Annotated in this window: 14 protein-coding genes; 6 read left to right on the top strand and 8 right to left on the bottom strand. The window is 68.9% G+C overall.

The genetic code is table 11. From position 1 onward, the window contains the following. Nucleotides 1–22: 22 nt before the first annotated feature. Both LVB87_RS07040 and gap read right to left on the bottom strand, forming a co-directional pair. The gene (locus tag LVB87_RS07040) at nucleotides 23–1,729 is read right to left on the bottom strand and encodes a sensor domain-containing diguanylate cyclase (protein ID WP_232900193.1); all 1,707 of its coding nucleotides are present in this window, start codon (nucleotides 1,727–1,729) and stop codon (nucleotides 23–25) included. Nucleotides 1,730–1,904: 175 nt separating this feature from the next. Then, nucleotides 1,905–2,906: a type I glyceraldehyde-3-phosphate dehydrogenase gene (gene gap / locus LVB87_RS07035; RefSeq protein ID WP_232900192.1), complete on the bottom strand. Its 1,002-nt coding sequence runs from the start codon at nucleotides 2,904–2,906 to the stop codon at nucleotides 1,905–1,907. Between the two features lie 96 nt (nucleotides 2,907–3,002). Here gap and LVB87_RS07030 point away from each other — a divergent pair, with 96 nt between their 5' ends. From LVB87_RS07030 to LVB87_RS07005, 6 genes are read left to right on the top strand one after another with little or no spacing between them, the layout of a single operon-like run. Then, nucleotides 3,003–3,890 (top strand): S1/P1 nuclease, encoded by an 888-nt coding sequence (locus LVB87_RS07030; RefSeq protein ID WP_232900191.1) that lies wholly within the window; start codon nucleotides 3,003–3,005, stop codon nucleotides 3,888–3,890. 17 nt (nucleotides 3,891–3,907) lie between these two features. Then, nucleotides 3,908–4,771: an MBL fold metallo-hydrolase gene (locus tag LVB87_RS07025; RefSeq protein ID WP_232900190.1), complete on the top strand. Its 864-nt coding sequence runs from the start codon at nucleotides 3,908–3,910 to the stop codon at nucleotides 4,769–4,771. A 1-nt stretch (nucleotide 4,772) separates the two neighbouring features. Further along, nucleotides 4,773–5,225 (top strand): hypothetical protein, encoded by a 453-nt coding sequence (locus LVB87_RS07020; protein WP_232900189.1) that lies wholly within the window; start codon nucleotides 4,773–4,775, stop codon nucleotides 5,223–5,225. Beyond that, the gene (gene modA, locus LVB87_RS07015; protein WP_232900187.1) at nucleotides 5,222–6,001 is read left to right on the top strand and encodes a molybdate ABC transporter substrate-binding protein; all 780 of its coding nucleotides are present in this window, start codon (nucleotides 5,222–5,224) and stop codon (nucleotides 5,999–6,001) included. The genes LVB87_RS07020 and modA overlap by 4 nt, the downstream gene beginning before the upstream one ends. Nucleotides 6,002–6,004: 3 nt before the next feature. Beyond that, nucleotides 6,005–6,697 carry a molybdate ABC transporter permease subunit gene (modB, locus tag LVB87_RS07010; protein ID WP_232900185.1) on the top strand — a complete coding sequence of 231 codons (693 nt, stop codon included), beginning with the start codon at nucleotides 6,005–6,007 and terminating at the stop codon, nucleotides 6,695–6,697. 8 nt (nucleotides 6,698–6,705) lie between these two features. Continuing rightward, the gene (locus tag LVB87_RS07005; protein WP_232900504.1) at nucleotides 6,706–7,323 is read left to right on the top strand and encodes an ATP-binding cassette domain-containing protein; all 618 of its coding nucleotides are present in this window, start codon (nucleotides 6,706–6,708) and stop codon (nucleotides 7,321–7,323) included. A gap of 3 nt (nucleotides 7,324–7,326) precedes the next feature. Here the strand turns inward: LVB87_RS07005 and tkt are convergent, their stop codons facing one another. From tkt to LVB87_RS06975, 6 genes are all read right to left on the bottom strand, one after another. After that, the gene (gene tkt / locus LVB87_RS07000; RefSeq protein WP_232900184.1) at nucleotides 7,327–9,318 is read right to left on the bottom strand and encodes a transketolase; all 1,992 of its coding nucleotides are present in this window, start codon (nucleotides 9,316–9,318) and stop codon (nucleotides 7,327–7,329) included. A gap of 71 nt (nucleotides 9,319–9,389) precedes the next feature. Beyond that, nucleotides 9,390–10,703, bottom strand: coding sequence for a dicarboxylate/amino acid:cation symporter (locus LVB87_RS06995; RefSeq protein WP_232900183.1), 1,314 nt, complete (start codon nucleotides 10,701–10,703; stop codon nucleotides 9,390–9,392). A 75-nt stretch (nucleotides 10,704–10,778) separates the two neighbouring features. After that, entirely contained in the window at nucleotides 10,779–12,452 is a 1,674-nt protein-coding gene (locus LVB87_RS06990) for a BatD family protein (protein WP_232900181.1), read from the bottom strand. Continuing rightward, the gene (locus LVB87_RS06985) at nucleotides 12,452–14,257 is read right to left on the bottom strand and encodes a VWA domain-containing protein (protein WP_232900180.1); all 1,806 of its coding nucleotides are present in this window, start codon (nucleotides 14,255–14,257) and stop codon (nucleotides 12,452–12,454) included. Before LVB87_RS06985 ends, LVB87_RS06990 begins: the two co-directional genes overlap by 1 nt. Then, nucleotides 14,254–15,273 carry a VWA domain-containing protein gene (locus LVB87_RS06980; RefSeq protein ID WP_232900178.1) on the bottom strand — a complete coding sequence of 340 codons (1,020 nt, stop codon included), beginning with the start codon at nucleotides 15,271–15,273 and terminating at the stop codon, nucleotides 14,254–14,256. The genes LVB87_RS06985 and LVB87_RS06980 overlap by 4 nt, the downstream gene beginning before the upstream one ends. Beyond that, complete coding sequence (locus tag LVB87_RS06975; protein WP_232900177.1) at nucleotides 15,270–15,728, bottom strand: DUF4381 family protein; 459 nt, start codon at nucleotides 15,726–15,728, stop codon at nucleotides 15,270–15,272. Before LVB87_RS06975 ends, LVB87_RS06980 begins: the two co-directional genes overlap by 4 nt. Between the last annotated feature and the right edge of the window lies 1 nt (nucleotide 15,729).

The following is a 15,729-nucleotide window of genomic DNA, read 5'->3' as shown; positions in this document are numbered from 1 at the left end:
TTTCGCCCGAAACGCCGTGGCGCTACAGCGAAACCCGGTGGCGGCCTGCGTTCTTCGCCCGATACAGGGCCGCGTCGGCGCGGGCGAGCATGACCTCGGGGTCGTCGCCGTCCTCAGGGAGGTTGGTGGCCACGCCGATGCTGACCGTGAGCACGCCCATCGGCGAACCGGCGTGCGCGATGTCGGCGTGGAGCACGCTGGCGCAGATGCGCTCGCCGACGCGGATGGCCTGCTCGAGCGTGGTGTCGGGCAGGAACACGATGAATTCTTCGCCGCCGGGGCGGACCACGACGTCTTCGCGGTGGTAGAGCGCGCTGCGCACCGCGCCCGCGAAACGCTTGAGCGCCTGGTCGCCGCGCGGATGGCCGTAACGGTCGTTGTAGGCCTTGAAGTGGTCGATGTCGAGGGCGAGCGCGGACAGCAAGGTGCCGTTCTCGCGCGCCTCGCGCCACAGGCCCGCGGCGACTTCGCGGAAGCCGCGATAGTTCAGGCAGCCGGTGAGCGCGTCGGTGCGGCTGAGGCGATCCAGCTCGGACACCGCATTGCGCAGTTCCGCAGTGCGCTGCGCGATCTCGCGCTCGCGCTGGTCGACCACTTGCTCCAGCGATGCGCGCAGGCGTCGTTGTTCTTCCAGGCTGCGGCTGGTGGCGCGATACGCGTCGGCCATGCGATCGCTGAGCTGGTTCATCGCGTCGGCGAGCGGCGCGAGTTCCTGCGGCATCGACTCCGGTGCGATCGGTTGCGACGCATGCTCGAGCGCGAAGCGCTGCATCTGCACGAGCAGCTTGTGCACGCTCAACGACAGCCGCCGCATCTGCCACCACGCGATGCCCAGCACGCCGGCGGCGACGGCGACGAGCAGCCCGACCATCATGCCGATGGTGCGCAGCAGTTGCGTGGCGAGCGTCTCCTTCGGCAACAGCACGAGCAGGCGCCAGCCTTCCTCGAGCGGCATCGCCACGGCGTAGGCGTCCTTGGCGTCGCGCAGGACGCCATCCACGCGCACCATGCCCTCCGGCGCACCGAGCGCCACGCCGCGCAGGGACGCATCGCCGTCGGGCAGCGCGGTACCCGGCGCGAGCGGCACGCCTTCGCTGGCGTAGGCCACCGTGCCGCGGTTGTCGAGCAGCACCGCTTCGTAGCCGTATCCGCGCAACCAGGTCGCACGCATGTGCGCGAAGGACGCCACCGGCAGCACGCCTTCGGCGATCCCCGCGAAGTTGCCGTTCGCCTTCAGCGGCGCGCCGGTGCAGATGAAAGCCGCGTCCTGGCCGTAGACACCGGACACGACCGGCGCATTCGCCTTGGCGACTTCCGCGAAACAGGGAGAAGCGAAGTCCGCGCCTTCGGTCGCGGGCGAGGCGGCGAGCAAGCGGCCCTGCGCATCGAGCACGCGCATGGTGGAGAACGCAGGGTAGTTGGTGCGCAGGCGCGCGAGATCGTCGCTCCAGCGCGCGCGGTCGTTGAGCGTGCGCTCGGCGCTGCGACGATCGGCGACCACGCCGGTCACCGCCGTGTGCACCTGCAGGAATTCTTCGAGACCGTGCGCCGTGGACTCGGCCACCGAACGCAATTGCGTGGAGGCATTGCGGCGTTGCGACGACGCTTCGCTCCAGGCGAGCAGCGCGCACAGGATCAGCGCGGGCAACACGACGGCGACGACCAGCAGGCGCGCGAAATCGCGCCGCAGGGCCCACTCGGGCGCTGCCGACCGGAGACCGAGGGACACCGCCGTTGCCATGCTTCGCACGCTACCGGGGCCCCGGGGCCCGCACAACCGGAAATCCGTCACGCTCCGGAGCCTTGGGTCCCAAAACGACACAACCCCGCCGAAGCGGGGTTGCGAAGGGACGTCGCTGCCGTGACCGCGTCCGCAAAGTTGCTGCGGCGCGTCAGCCTGCCACTTACTTGGACGACATGACCCGGACCATCTCCAGGCACTTGTTCGAGTAGCCCCATTCGTTGTCGTACCAGCTCACCAGCTTGACGAAGGTCGGGTCGAGGGCGATGCCGGCGTCGGCGTCGAAGATCGACGTGCGCGCGTCGCCGCGGAAGTCCGTGGCCACGACCTTGTCTTCGGTGTAGCCCAGCACGCCCTTCAGCGCGCCTTCCGACTGCGCCTTCATTTCGGCGCAGATCTCGGCGTAGGTCGCCGGCTTGTCGAGTTCGACCGTCAGGTCGACCACCGAGACGTCGGAGGTCGGGATGCGGAAAGACATGCCCGTGAGCTTCTTGTTCAACTCGGGGATCACCACGCCCACGGCCTTCGCCGCGCCCGTGCTCGAGGGGATGATGTTCTCGAGGATGCCGCGACCGCCGCGCCAGTCCTTGTTGGACGGGCCGTCGACGGTCTTCTGCGTCGCGGTAGCGGCGTGCACGGTGGTCATCAGGCCGCGCTTGATGCCCCACTTGTCGTTGAGCACCTTGGCGATCGGCGCCAGGCAGTTGGTGGTGCACGAAGCGTTGGAGATGACCGCCTCGCCGTTGTACTTGGCGTGGTTCACGCCGTAGACGAACATCGGCGTGTCGTCCTTCGACGGGGCCGAGAGCAGGACCTTCTTCGCGCCCGCGTCGAGGTGCTTCTGCGCAGTGGCCTTGTCGAGGAACAGGCCGGTGGATTCGATGACGATGTCGGCGCCGACTTCGTTCCACTTCAGGTTGGCGGGGTCGCGTTCCTGGGTGAGGCGGATCTTCTTGCCGTTCACGACCAGCATGCCGTTGTCGATCTTCACGTCGCCCTTGAAGCGCCCGTGGACCGAGTCGTAGGACAGCATGTAGGCCAGGTAGTCCGGCTCCAGCAGGTCGTTGATCGCGACGATTTCGATGTCGCTGAAATTCTGCACGGCGGCGCGCAGCACATTGCGGCCGATGCGGCCGAAGCCATTGATACCAACCTTGATCGCCATGGAAGCTCCTGGAGCGAGGGAGAGACGGTTCGGCGCGGTGGCCCGCGCCCGGGAAAGCCCGGTATTTTAACGGACCCCACAGCCCCGGCGCCCGTGATGCCCGCATTCCGCCCCACCCTCGCCTACCTCGCAGGCGCCCTCGCCGCCCTCTTCGCCGCCTCGCCCGCCCATGCCTGGAGCGGCCTGGGGCACCGGATGGTGGGGGAACTGGCGGCGCGGCACGTGCAGCCGGCCACCCGCGCGGAGATCGACAAGCTGCTGGCCGGTGAGCCGGACCCGACCCTCGGCGGCGTGGCCACCTGGGCCGACGACCTGCGCAACACCGACCCGGATCGCTTCAAGGCCACCTCGCGCTGGCATTACGTGAATACGACCGACGGGACCTGCCACTTCGTCATGGCACGCGACTGCCCGGACGGCCAGTGCGTGGTGGGCGCGATCGAAGCGCAGCGCAAGTTGCTGGCCGACCGTTCGCAGCCGCTGGCGGTGCGCCGCGACGCGCTCAAGTTCCTCGTCCATTTCGTCGGCGACGTGCACCAGCCGATGCATGCGAGCAACCACCCGGACAAGGGCGGCAACGATTACCAGATCAGCCTGCGCACCAAGCTGGAACCGGAAGCCTACGCACGCTCGAAGTACATCGACGGCGTGATGGGCACCAACCTGCATTCCATCTGGGACTACTACATCCTCGGCGAGGTCGGCGTGGACAAGCCCGGGCATCCGGGCCTCGGGATGAAGGGCTACGCCGATCGCCTCGATGCGCTGCCGTGGCCGCCGGAAGCCGGTGCCCTGAGCGCACCGCTCGCGTGGGCCTCGGAGTCCTGCCGCCTCGTCGATGCACGTTCGCTTTATCCGCAGGGCCACGTGATGGATCGCAGCTATCTCGACGCCATGCGCCCGCTCGCCGAACAACGCGTGCGACAGGCCGCGTGGCGACTGGCGAAACTGCTGGACGACACGCTCGGCACACCCACCCCCTGACCCGCGAGGGCATCGCCATGGCAGCCGAGGTCGCGTCCTTCCACGATCCCGCCACGGGCACATGGAGCCATGTGATCGTCGACCCGGCGACGCGCGCCGCGGCGATCCTCGACCCGGTGCTGGATTTCGACGCGAAGTCCGCGCGCACCTCGCACGACTCGGCAGGCAAGCTGCTCGAGTACGTCCGCGCAAACGGCCTGCGCGTGCAATGGCTGCTGGAAACGCACGCGCACGCGGATCATCTTTCCGCAGCGCAATGGCTGCGCGAATGTTTTCCAGGTGCGCAGGTCGCCATCGGCAACGGCATCCGCCAGACGCAGCGCAGCTTCGCGCCGGTGTTCGGATTCGGCGACGACGTGCCTTCGGATGGCTCGCAGTTCGACCATCTGTTCGACGCAGACGAACGCTTCTCCATCGGCGACATGGAAGGGCTCGTCATCGCGGCACCCGGGCATACGGCCGATTGCGTCGCGTATCTCGTGGGCGATGCGTTGTTCTGCGGCGATACCTTGTTCATGCCCGACTCGGGCACCGCGCGCACCGATTTCCCGAACGCGGACGCGGCCACGCTGTACCGCACGATCCAGCGTTTCTACACGCTGCCCGACACCACCCGCGTGTTCGTGTGCCACGACTACAGCCCGAACGGCCGCGAGGCCGCCTGCGAAACCACGATCGGCGCGCAGAAGCGCGAGAACACGCACCTGCGCGGCGACACCACCGAAGGCGATTACGTCGCGATGCGGAAGGCGCGCGACGCCACCCTGCCGATGCCCGCGCTGATCCTCCAATCGCTGCAGGTCAACCTGCGCGGCGGCGCGCTGCCGGCGCCGGCGGCGGACGGTACGCGATACTTGCGCATTCCCCTGGACAGGATCTGACATGCGGACCCTCGCCTGCGCGCTGCTCGGCGCGCTCACGTTCGTCCCCGCCTTCGCCGCCGAACCCGTGCAGGTGCCACTGGATGCGGCGCACCTCGCGCCGCTGCCGCGCCATCCGGTGGAGATGAAGATCCACGAGCGCGCGTTGCATTGTGAAGGCGTGGCCTTGGTCGACCTGCTGCGCGCCGCGAACGCCATGCCGACGACACCGCTGCGCGGCGCCCACCTGGCGCGCGTCGCAGTGGTGACGGCGCGCGACGGTTATCGCGTGGTGTTCTCGCTGGGCGAGTTGGATGCATCGCTCGGTGGACGCGCGGTCTACCTCGTCGATCGCTGCGACGGAAAGGCGATCGACGACAAGGAAGGCCCGCTGCGCCTGTTGGTCCCCGATGACACGCGCCCTGCCCGAGCGGCGCGCCAGGTCCAATCGATCCACGTGGAGGATGTGCCATGACCTGGCGTTCGACCGTTCTCGCAACTCTGCTCGCCGCCTTCGCCTGCATCGCCGGTGCAACGCCCCCGGACAAGCCTGCGCCGCTCACGGTCTTCGCCGCGGCGAGCCTGAAGGAATCGATGGACGAAGCGGCCAAGGCCTACGAACACGAAGGCGGCGCACCGGTGCGCGTGTCGTACGCAGCGAGTTCCGCCCTCGCGCGGCAGATCGATCAGGGCGCGCCTGCCGATGTCTTCATTTCGGCCGACCTGGATTGGATGGACGAACTCCAGAAGCAGAAGCTCATCGATCCCGCGACGCGCCGCAACCTGCTGGGCAACACGCTGGTGCTCGTTGCACCGAGCACTTCGTCGGTGAAAGACGTCGCGCTGAAACCCGGCCTCGACCTCGTGCCGCTGCTGGGCACGGACGGCCGCCTCGCCGTCGCACTCACCAACAGCGTGCCGGCCGGCAAGTACGCGAAACAATCGCTCACGAAGCTCGGCGCATGGGACGGCGTGAAGGCGCGCACCGCGGAAGCGGAAAACGTGCGCGCGGCGCTGCTGCTGGTTTCGCGCGGCGAAGCGCCGCTCGGCATCGTGTACGGCAGCGATGCGATGGCCGAACCGAAAGTCCGCGTGGTCGGCACGTTCCCCGCCGATTCGCACGCACCGATCGTGTATCCCGTCGCCCGCATCGCCGCGAGCACGCATCCGCAGGCGAAGGCCTTCGTGCACTGGCTGCAGACGCCGGCGGCGCGCGCGATCTTCGCGCGGCATGGTTTCCGGCTGCTCTGACGCATGGCCGGGCTGGGCACCGCCGAATACCAGGCCATCGCGCTCAGCCTGAAGGTCGCGCTCACCGCGGTGGCGTGCAGCCTGCCCTTCGGCATCGCTTTCGGTTGGTTGCTCGCGCGCAAGCGCTTTCCCGGCAAGTTGCTGCTCGACACGCTGCTCGTGCTGCCGCTGGTGATGCCGCCGGTCGTCACGGGCTTCGTGCTGTTGATGGCCTTCGGCACGCGGGGCCCGATCGGCATGTTCCTGCGCGACAACTTCGGCATCGTGTTCGCGTTCCGCTGGACGGGCGCGGCGCTCGCGAGCGGCATCATGGGATTTCCCTTGATGGTGCGTGCGATCCGCGTGGCGATCGAAGCGGTCGACGTGCGCCTGGAACAGGCGGCTTCCACGCTCGGTGCACCGCCGTGGCGCGTGTTCCTCACCGTCTCCCTGCCGCTCGCGTGGCCCGGCATCGTCGCCGGCGCGATGCTCGCCTTCGCGAAGGCGCTCGGTGAGTTCGGCGCAACGATCACCTTCGTGTCCGCCATCCCGGGCGAAACGCAGACGCTGTCGGCGCTGATGTACGGAATGATGCAGGTGCCCGGGGGCGAGTCTGGCTTGTGGCGCTTGGCGATCGTTGCCGTCGCGATTTCCTTCGCCGCGGTGTTCTGCTCGGAGTGGCTGGTGCAACGGCAGCGACGCGGAGAGGTGTCGTGACGCACCCGCTGTTCTCGATCGACATCGACGTGGCGCGCGGCGCGTTCCGCAGCAGCGTGCGCATCGAAAGCACGCAGCGCGCGATCGCGCTCGTGGGCGCATCGGGCGCAGGCAAGACCTCGGTGCTGCATGCCATCGCGGGGCTGGTGCGGCCGACGCGCGGACGCATTTCGATCGATGGCCGCACGCTCTTCGATGCCAACACCGGCGTGGACGAACCGGCGCACCATCGCCACATCGGCTACGTGTTCCAGGACGCGCGCCTGTTCCCGCACCTGGATGTGCGCGCCAACCTGCTCTACGGCGCGCCGCGTCGCGAGGCGACACCGCGTTTCGCGATGGAGGCGATCGTCGAACTGCTCGGCATCGGTGGCCTGCTCCACCGTCGCACCGATGGGCTGTCCGGCGGCGAAGCGCAACGCATCGCCATCGCCCGCGCCCTGCTCTCGCAACCGGCCTTGCTGTTGCTCGATGAACCCTTGTCGATGCTCGATCGCGCACGCAAGGACGAACTGCTGCCTTGGCTGCAGCGCGTGCGCGACGAAGTCGCGCTGCCGATGGTGTGGGTCAGCCACTCGCCCGAAGACACGGCACGCCTTGCGGATGCCGTGTTCGAGCTCGCCTGAGTTTTACGCGAGGGCCTTGGCGGCCTTCACCACGTTCTCGACCGTGAAGCCGAAATGCGGGAACAGCGCTTCGGCCGGCGCGCTCGCGCCGAAACGATCGATGCCGATCACCGCGCCATCCAGGCCCACGTACTTGCGCCAGAAATCGGTGACGCCCGCTTCGATCGCCACGCGGCGGCGACAGGCATTCGGCAGCACCGATTCGCGGTAAGCCGCGTCCTGGCGGTCGAACACGTCGGTCGAAGGCATCGACACCACGCGCACGCCATCGCCGAGCTGGTCGGCGGCCTTCATCGCGAGTTCCACTTCCGAACCCGTGGCGATGAGGATCGTCTGCGGCGCACCCTTGCTGTCGCGCAGGATGTAGCCGCCGCGACGGATGGCCTGCACCTGCTCATCGGTGCGCGCCTGGTGCGCCAGGTTCTGGCGCGTGAACACCAGGCAGGACGGACCATCGTGCTGTTCGATCGCAGCGCGCCAGGCCACCGCGGATTCAACGGCATCGCACGGGCGCCACACATCGTTGCCCGGGATGTAGCGCAGCGTGGCGACGTGTTCGATGGGCTGGTGCGTCGGGCCGTCTTCACCGAGGCCGATGGAGTCGTGCGTGTAGACGTGGATCGCATGCGCGCCCATCAGCGCGCTCATGCGCACGGCGTTGCGTGCGTAGTCGCTGAAGACCAGGAAGGTGGCGTCGTACGGGATGAAGCATTCGTGCAGGCCCATGCCGTTGCTGATCGCGGTCATCGCGAACTCGCGCACGCCGTAGTACACGTAGTTGGCATTCGCGTCGTCGCTGGTGACGGACTTGCTGCCCTTCCACAAGGTCAGGTTGGAATGCGCCAGGTCCGCCGAGCCGCCGATCAGTTCCGGCAGCAGCGGGCCGTAAGCTTCCAGCGCCATCTGCGACGCCTTGCGCGAGGCGACGACCGGGCCGTCGGCCTGCAGCTTGCGGATGTAGGCGTCGGCCTCGGCCGCCCAGTTCTCCGGCAGCTCGTTGCGCGCGCGGCGCACGAGTTCGTCGGCGAGTTCGGGATGGCGCGCGGCATAGCCGTCGAACAAACGGTTCCACTGGTCTTCGCGCACCAGGCCCGCGTTGCCTGCGCGCCAACCGTCGCGGATGGCCTGCGGGATTTCGAACGGGGCGAACGACCAGCCGAGCGCTTCGCGCGTGTTGGCCACTTCATCCTTGCCCAGCGGCGCACCGTGCGAGGACTCCTTGCCCGCCTTGTTCGGCGAACCGAAACCGATCGTCGTGCGGCAGCAGATCAACGTGGGGCGGTCGGTGGAGGACAGCGCGGTGTCGATCGCGCGCTTGATCTCGTCGGCGTCGTGGCCGTCGACGTTGCGGATCACGTTCCAGCCGTAGGCTTCGAAGCGCTTCGGCGTGTCGTCGGTGAACCAGCCCTGCACATTGCCGTCGATCGAGATGTGGTTGTCGTCCCACAGCGCGATCAGCTTGTTGAGGCCCCAGGTGCCGGCAAGCGACGCAGCTTCATGCGAGATGCCTTCCATCAGGCAGCCATCGCCCATGAACACCCAGGTGTGGTGGTCGACGACTTCGAATTCGGGGCGGTTGAAGCGTTGCGCGAGCAGCTTTTCCGCCAGCGCCATGCCCACTGCGTTCGCGAAGCCCTGGCCGAGCGGACCGGTCGTGGTTTCCACGCCCGGGGTCATGAAGTTTTCCGGGTGGCCCGGCGTCTTCGACTCGAGCTGGCGGAAATTCTTCAGGTCGTCGATCGACAGGTCGTAACCCGACAGGTGCAGCAGCGCGTACTGCAGCATCGAACCGTGGCCGTTGGACAGCACGAAGCGATCGCGGTTGAACCAGTTCGGGTTGTTCGGGTTGTGCCGCAGGTAATCGTTCCAGAGCACCTCGGCGATGTCCGCCATGCCCATGGGCATGCCCGGATGGCCGGACTTCGCGGCCTCCACTGCATCGATGGCGAGGAAACGGATGGCGTTGGCGAGGTCGCGGCGGCTGGGCGTCGTCATGTGGGCATCGGGGGGAAAGGCGGCGGGCGGCGCGGATTGTAACCCGCGCCCTCCGTTCCCCTTGACGCCGATCAGCCCGCGACGGGCTCTGCAGCGGGGGCGTCGGCCGGCTCGCCCGCCGACACGACGGTCGCGAGCATGAGGTCGCCGGTCACGTTGAGCGTGGTGCGGCACATGTCGAGGAAGCGGTCGACACCGAGGATCAGGCCGATGCCCTCGGCCGGGACGCCGACCATGGTGCAGATGAGCGCGACCACCGGCAGTGAGCCCGCCGGCACGCCGGCCGTGCCGATGCCGCCGAGGATGCACACGAACATCACCGTGGCCTGCTGCGTGAGGCTGAGGTCCACGCCGAAGAACTGCGCGAGGAAGAGCACCGTCACGCCTTCGAACAGGGCGGTGCCGTTCTGGTTGGCCGTGGCGCCCACCGTGAGCACGAAGCGCGAAACGCGGCGCGGCAGGCCGAGTTCTTCGTCGGCCACGCGCAGCGAGGTCGGCAGCGTGGCGTTGCTCGAAGCGGTGGAGAAGGCCATCACCATCGCTTCCTGGATGCCCTTGAAGAAGCGCACCGGCGAATAGCCGCCGACGAACTTCAGCACCAGCGAATAAATGACGAACTGGTGGATCGCCAGTGCGAGCACGACCACGCCCACGTAAGCGCCCAGCTTGGCCATCAGGTCCCAGCCGAACAGCGCGGCCAGGTTGAACATCATGCAGAACACCGCGTACGGGGCGAGGCGGATCACGATGCCGATGAGCGTCATCGAGACCTCGAACAGGCCTTCGATGCCGCGCTTGAGGATGGACGCGTTCTCGCTGCGCGTGAGCACCAGGCCGATGCCGAGCATCAGCGCGAAGAACATCACCGCCAGGATCGTGTTCTCGGCCGCTGCCTTGATCACGTTGTCGGGCACGATCGACATGAGCATGTCGAGGCCCTTGGGCTGCACCGTCGTGCTGCTGACGATCGCATGCGCGCGTGCGCTGCCCTGCTGCAGGAGTTGCTGCGCCTGCGCCGGATCCACGCCGTCGCCCGGGCGGAACAGGTTCACCAGGAACAGGCCCAGCGCGACCGCGATCGCCGAGACCACCACCGTGTAGCCGAGCGTGCGCCAGCCGATGCGGCCGAGCGAACGCACGTCGCCCATTTCCGCCACGCCCACGACGAGCGCGGAGAACAGCAGCGGGATGACGAGCATGAAGATCAGGCGCAGGAACAAGGTGGCAGCCGGCTGCGTCACCCAGGTCGTGAGCCATTGCACCCACGTGGCATCGGCGCCGGAGACGTAATGCGCCGTCAGTCCGAGCAGGAGGCCGGCCGCGAAGCCGATCGCCATCTTCCAGTGGAGGGGCAGGCCCTTGCCGGCCTTGTGCTCGTCAGTCATCGCGGGGTCCCGGTACTACCGCGGACACCCGCGGAACGGGCGCACTGTAGCCGGTATCCCGGACCGCCGGATACCTCAGGCCGGGGGATACAGCGGCGGCAGCACCGCGCGCACGGGCGCGGTGTCCTTCGCCAGCGACGGGCCGTGCGCGAAGGCGCGGCGCAGGGCATCTCGCGCCACGCGCGGGTCGCCGTCGGACCAGCGCGCGCGTTGCAGCAGGCGCAGGGCATCGCGCTGCGCGGCATCGTCCAGGCGTGCGTGCAGAGCGTCGATGTCGTGCGCGGGCGGGTTCACCGATGCGCACAAGGCATCGGTGATGTCGGCGAGGTCGCCGTCATGCAAGGCACGCCTGAGGTCGGGCGCCTGCGGCGCGGGCGGCGACGGCATCGTGTCGCCGGCCACGGCGCGCGCCGGCGGGTGGCGGTGTTCCAGCGCCCACAACAAGGTCACGAGCCACAACACCGCGAACAACGCGGCGGCCGCTGCCCACGGCAGGATTTGGCCCTGGATGCCCGGGATGCGGATGCGGCCTTCCTCACCAGCAGGATCCTCCTGTTGCGGCACCGCGCTCGCCACTGCATTGCCGGCGCTCGGTGCCTGTGCGCTTGCCGTGCCCGGCGCAGCCTGCAACACGATCGGCGGCAAGGTGGCGGTGCGTGCGACGCCTGCGCGCACATCCCACCATTCGATCCGCGGTGCTTCCACGCGCAACCCGCCCGCGCGGGTCGGCACGATCGAGAACGTGCGCGTGAGCGTCGTGCGCGGACGGCCGTCGTCGAAGGTTTCGTCCGACTGCGACGCCGCGGGGAACACCTGTGCGCCCGCGCCGCTGGCCAATTGCAGTTCGGGAAGCTGCGATCCGACTGCGCCATCGGCCACGGCTTCGATCGCGACCGTCGCCGACTGCCCCGCGCGCGCGGATTGCGGCAGCGTCGTGTAACGCAGGCGCAGGTCGTTGAGCGGCAACCAGGGTTGCGGCGCATTCGCGGGGATCGGCTTGATGTCGATGGTGCGCGGCGGCGCATCGGCCGCGAGCGGACGACGCCCGTCGCCGAACAGGTCGTCGATGAATCCGCCGACGCCCTGCCCGCGGAAGCGCGCGCCGGGCAGCACGATGCGGCCGCTGTGTTCGCCTATGAGCAGGAAGTGGCGCTCCACGACGTTGTAGCGCCGACCCTGCAACTCCTGCTGGAACTGCACGTCCTGGCCGACCTTGCGCAAGGTCGCGCCATCGGGCGAAGGCTGGTCGAGTTGCCCGGAGACCAGCGGCACCGCGTAATACAGGCGCAGCTTGAGGCCGACGGCTTGCTGCACGTAGGGGTTGGCGTCGTCGACGACCGATTCTATGAACGCGATGTCGCCCGCCTGCGCAGGCACGCGGCTCGCAGGGGCGACGGTGAGCGTGAGCGGCGGCGAGGTCTGGTTGCCGACGCGCAGCGACGGGATCGTGATGACGCCGTCGCGCCGCGGCGTCAGTTCGACGGAGTACTGCACATGCATCGACGTGGTGCCGTTGACGATGCTCGCGCTGCGCTGGCTCGCATGTCCGCTGAGTTCGAAGTCGCGCTGGAGCGGCGCGTAGTCGGGCGCGGTGGTGAGCGATTCGGCGGCGATGTTGAGCGTGGTGGATTCGCCCGATTCGATGCGGTCGCGGTCCAGCCACGCGCGCACCTGCGCCTGCGCGGTCGTCGCCATGCACAGCAGGGCGAGGCAGGCGCCGAGGAAAACGCGGAGCGAACGCACGCGCATCAGTCTTGTCCTTCCATTTGGCGACGTTCGTATTCGAGGCGGAACTTGGCGCGCAGCAACCCGCCCGGATCATCCGGCACGCGGCGCATCCAGGCTTCGTTGGCGAGGCGACGTTCGCGTTCCTCCGGCGTTTCGTTCTGCTTCTGCGCCTGGCCCGCTTTCTTGTCCTGGCCGCCCTGCTTCGCCTGCTGCGCTGCGAGTGCCTTTTGCATGCGCTCGCGTTGCGCGGCGTCCGCGGCCTGTTGCGACTGCGCGGCGCCGGGCTTGGGCGCTTCGGGTTTCGATTGCGAGCCCTGGCCCTGTTGCTGCTGTTGCTGACCCTGCGCGGGTTTGTCCTGCGATTGCGACTGCGCGGAGGTAGGCGAGCCCTGCCCCCTCTGTTGTTGCGCCTGTTGCGGCGAGAGGTCGCCGTCCTGCGAATCTGAAGTGGACTTCCCGCCCTGCTGGCCCTGCGCACGCGGATCGTTGTTCTTGCTGTTCTTGCCCTGCGGCGGCTTGCGCTTCTTCGCAGCTTCGACGGCGCGCTTGTTCGCGAGCGCATCGGGCATGCCGGGCTGTGCGCGCAGCGCGGCATCGTAAGCGGCGATCGCTTCGTCGTAGCGGCCCTGCTTCGCGAGCGCATTGCCGAGGTTGTAGTGCGCATCGGCACCGGGCAGACCGTCGTAATGCTTGGCCGCCTGCGCGAACGCGCCCGCGCGATACGCCTCCTGCCCCGTGTCCATGCGCCGCGCCGCCTCCTGGTCCGCGCGGCGCCACAGCGTGCCCTGCGGCGCCTGCGCGTCTTGCGCACGCGCAAAACTAACGGGCATCAGCATCGCCAGGCACAACACCGCAACGCCCGACCCGCGGCGGAACGCGAACAAGGCCAGCAACATCAGCGGCGGCAACAGCCAATAGCCTTCGTCCTTCCAACTGCGTCCGGCGCGGCCTTGCGTCGACACGGCCTCCGCGCCGCGCGCGTTGAGGATGCCGAGCGTGCGCAGGTCGCCATCGTCCATCGCGATCGGTGCGAACGCACCATCGCCCGCCGACGCGAGTGAACGCAGCGACGCGACATCGAGCGACACGCTCGACACGCTGCCGTCCGCCGCCTGCACCTTCACCGGCTGCGTGCCGCCCAGGCCGAGGACGGACACCCGCATGCCCTTGCGCGCTGCTTCCTGCGCCGCCGCGTTGGCCGCTGCGTCGCCGTGGTCGGTCAACACCACGATGTCGCCATGGTCGAAGCCGGCCTGCTGCAACAACGCGACCGAACGGCGGATGGCGCGATCCGGGCGGTGCCCGTCCACGGGCATCACGTCCGGTGCGAGGCTGTCGAGGAACAAGGCGACGTTCGCCGCATCGTCGGTGAGTGGCGCGACCGTGTACGCATCGTCGGCGAAGGCAATCAGGCCGACTTGTCCGCCATCGCGCTCGTGCAGGAGCGTGCCGATCTTCGCGCGTGCCTGCAGCAGGCGCGACGGCGGAAGATCCGCGGCCGCGGTGGCGCTGGACAGGTCGACGGCGATCACCAGCGGCGTGCGGGATTGCCAGGAAGGTTGCGGAATCTGCTTCCATGCCGGCCCGGCGAGCGCGAGCAGCGCGAGCGTGCACGCCAGCAGCACCACCGCGAGCGAACCGCGCGTGCGCAGGTTCGATGCGGGTTCGAGCAGATGCGGCAGAAGATGCGCATCGACAGATGCGCGCCACGCGTCGTCGCGACGCAAGCGGCGCGTCCACAGCCACGCGATCGCGGGTAGCGCGAGCAAGCCCCACAACCACAGCGGGCGCAGGAAATGCAGGCCTTCGAAGGCGAACGCGCTCATCCGCGCCTCCGCATGGGAACGGAGGCCGCTGCGAGCGTCGCGAGTGCAAGCGCGATGCCGAGCGGCCACGGGTAACGCTCCAGGCGCGGGCGCACGGCCTGGCCGGGGCGGCGGATGGGTTCGATGCGATCGATTTCGCTGTAGATGCCGGCGAGCGATTCGGTGTCGCGCGCGCGGAAGAAGCGGCCGCCCGTGGCCTGCGCGATGCGCTGCAGGCCGGCTTCGTCGATCGGATCGTCGCCGCCCGGCATCGGCAGGTGGAAACCGAACACCGACATGCCGCCTTCGCCGCCGAAGGCCACCGTGTGCACGCGCACGTGTGCATCGCGCGCGAGTTCGGCAGCCTTGTCGGGGTCGAGCACGCCCGCGGTGTTCACGCCATCGGTGAGCAGCACCACCACGCGCTGGTCGCTCGGTTGCGATTGCAGGCGCTTGGTGGCCAGGGCGAGCGCATCGCCCAGTGCGGTTTCGCGGCCGGCCAGGCCGACGACGCTGTCGTCGAGTTGCTGGCGCACAGTGGTCAGGTCCAGCGTGAGCGGCGTCAGCGCATAGGCACGTTGGCCGAACACGAGCAGGCCCACGCGATCGCCCGCGCGTCGATCGAGGAAATCCGCGAGCACGGCTTTCGCTGCCGTGAGGCGATCGACGGGTTGCCCGCCGAGCTCCATGTCTTCCTCGCTCATGCTGCCGGACAGATCGACGGCGAGCATGAGGTCGCGCCCGACCTGCGGCGGTGCGATCGGCGGGCCGAGCACCTGCGGACGCGCCGCGGCGATGCACAACGCGGCCCACGCGAGCCAGGCGAGCACGCCCGGGCCGCGACCGCGCAAGGCATGGCCGGCACCCGCGTCGGCGACGTGGTCGATGCGTTCACCGTAAGGCACGCGCAGCGCGGCGGAGGCGGAACGGCGACGCGGCAGCAACCAGCGCGCGAGCAGCGGCAACGGCAAGGCGCACAGCGCAAGCGGCCATGCGAAGGCATCGAACCACGCGAGCAAGGGCTGCAACGCGTTCACCGCATCCACTCCAGGTAGCGACGACGTGCGCGCTCGCGCAGTGCGGCGACGGTGACTTCGTCGACATCGCGACGGAACGCGCCGTCGATCAGCAGCGCGCCGGTGTCGTCGTCGAACAGGCGCTGCTTCGCGCCCGCGTCCAGGTAGTCGCGCCACGCATCCCCCGCGTAGCGATCGGCCGCGGGATTGCGCACACGGGCGGCGCGGCGCAGGAGTTCGGACATCGCGGCGACCTGCGCCGTCGGCGATGGCGCCCCTGCGAGTGTGTCGTCGAACAGGCGTGCGATCGCGCGTCGACGCATGCGCCTGCGCCGGGCGAAGAACGCGTACGCGCCGATCGCGATGGCGAGCGCCGCGAACACGAGCCACCAGCCAGGCGCCGGCGGCCACCAGGGCGTCGCGGCAGCGGCGTGGACATCGCGCAGGACCAGGTCGGGCGGTGAGCTCAGGTGCATG

Origin of the sequence: Lysobacter sp. KIS68-7 (assembly GCF_021284745.1) — a bacterium.
Taxonomy (GTDB): Bacteria; Pseudomonadota; Gammaproteobacteria; order Xanthomonadales; family Xanthomonadaceae; genus Noviluteimonas.
The sequence above is the reverse complement of the archived record's forward strand: the minus strand, read 5'-3'. Positions and strand labels throughout refer to the sequence as shown.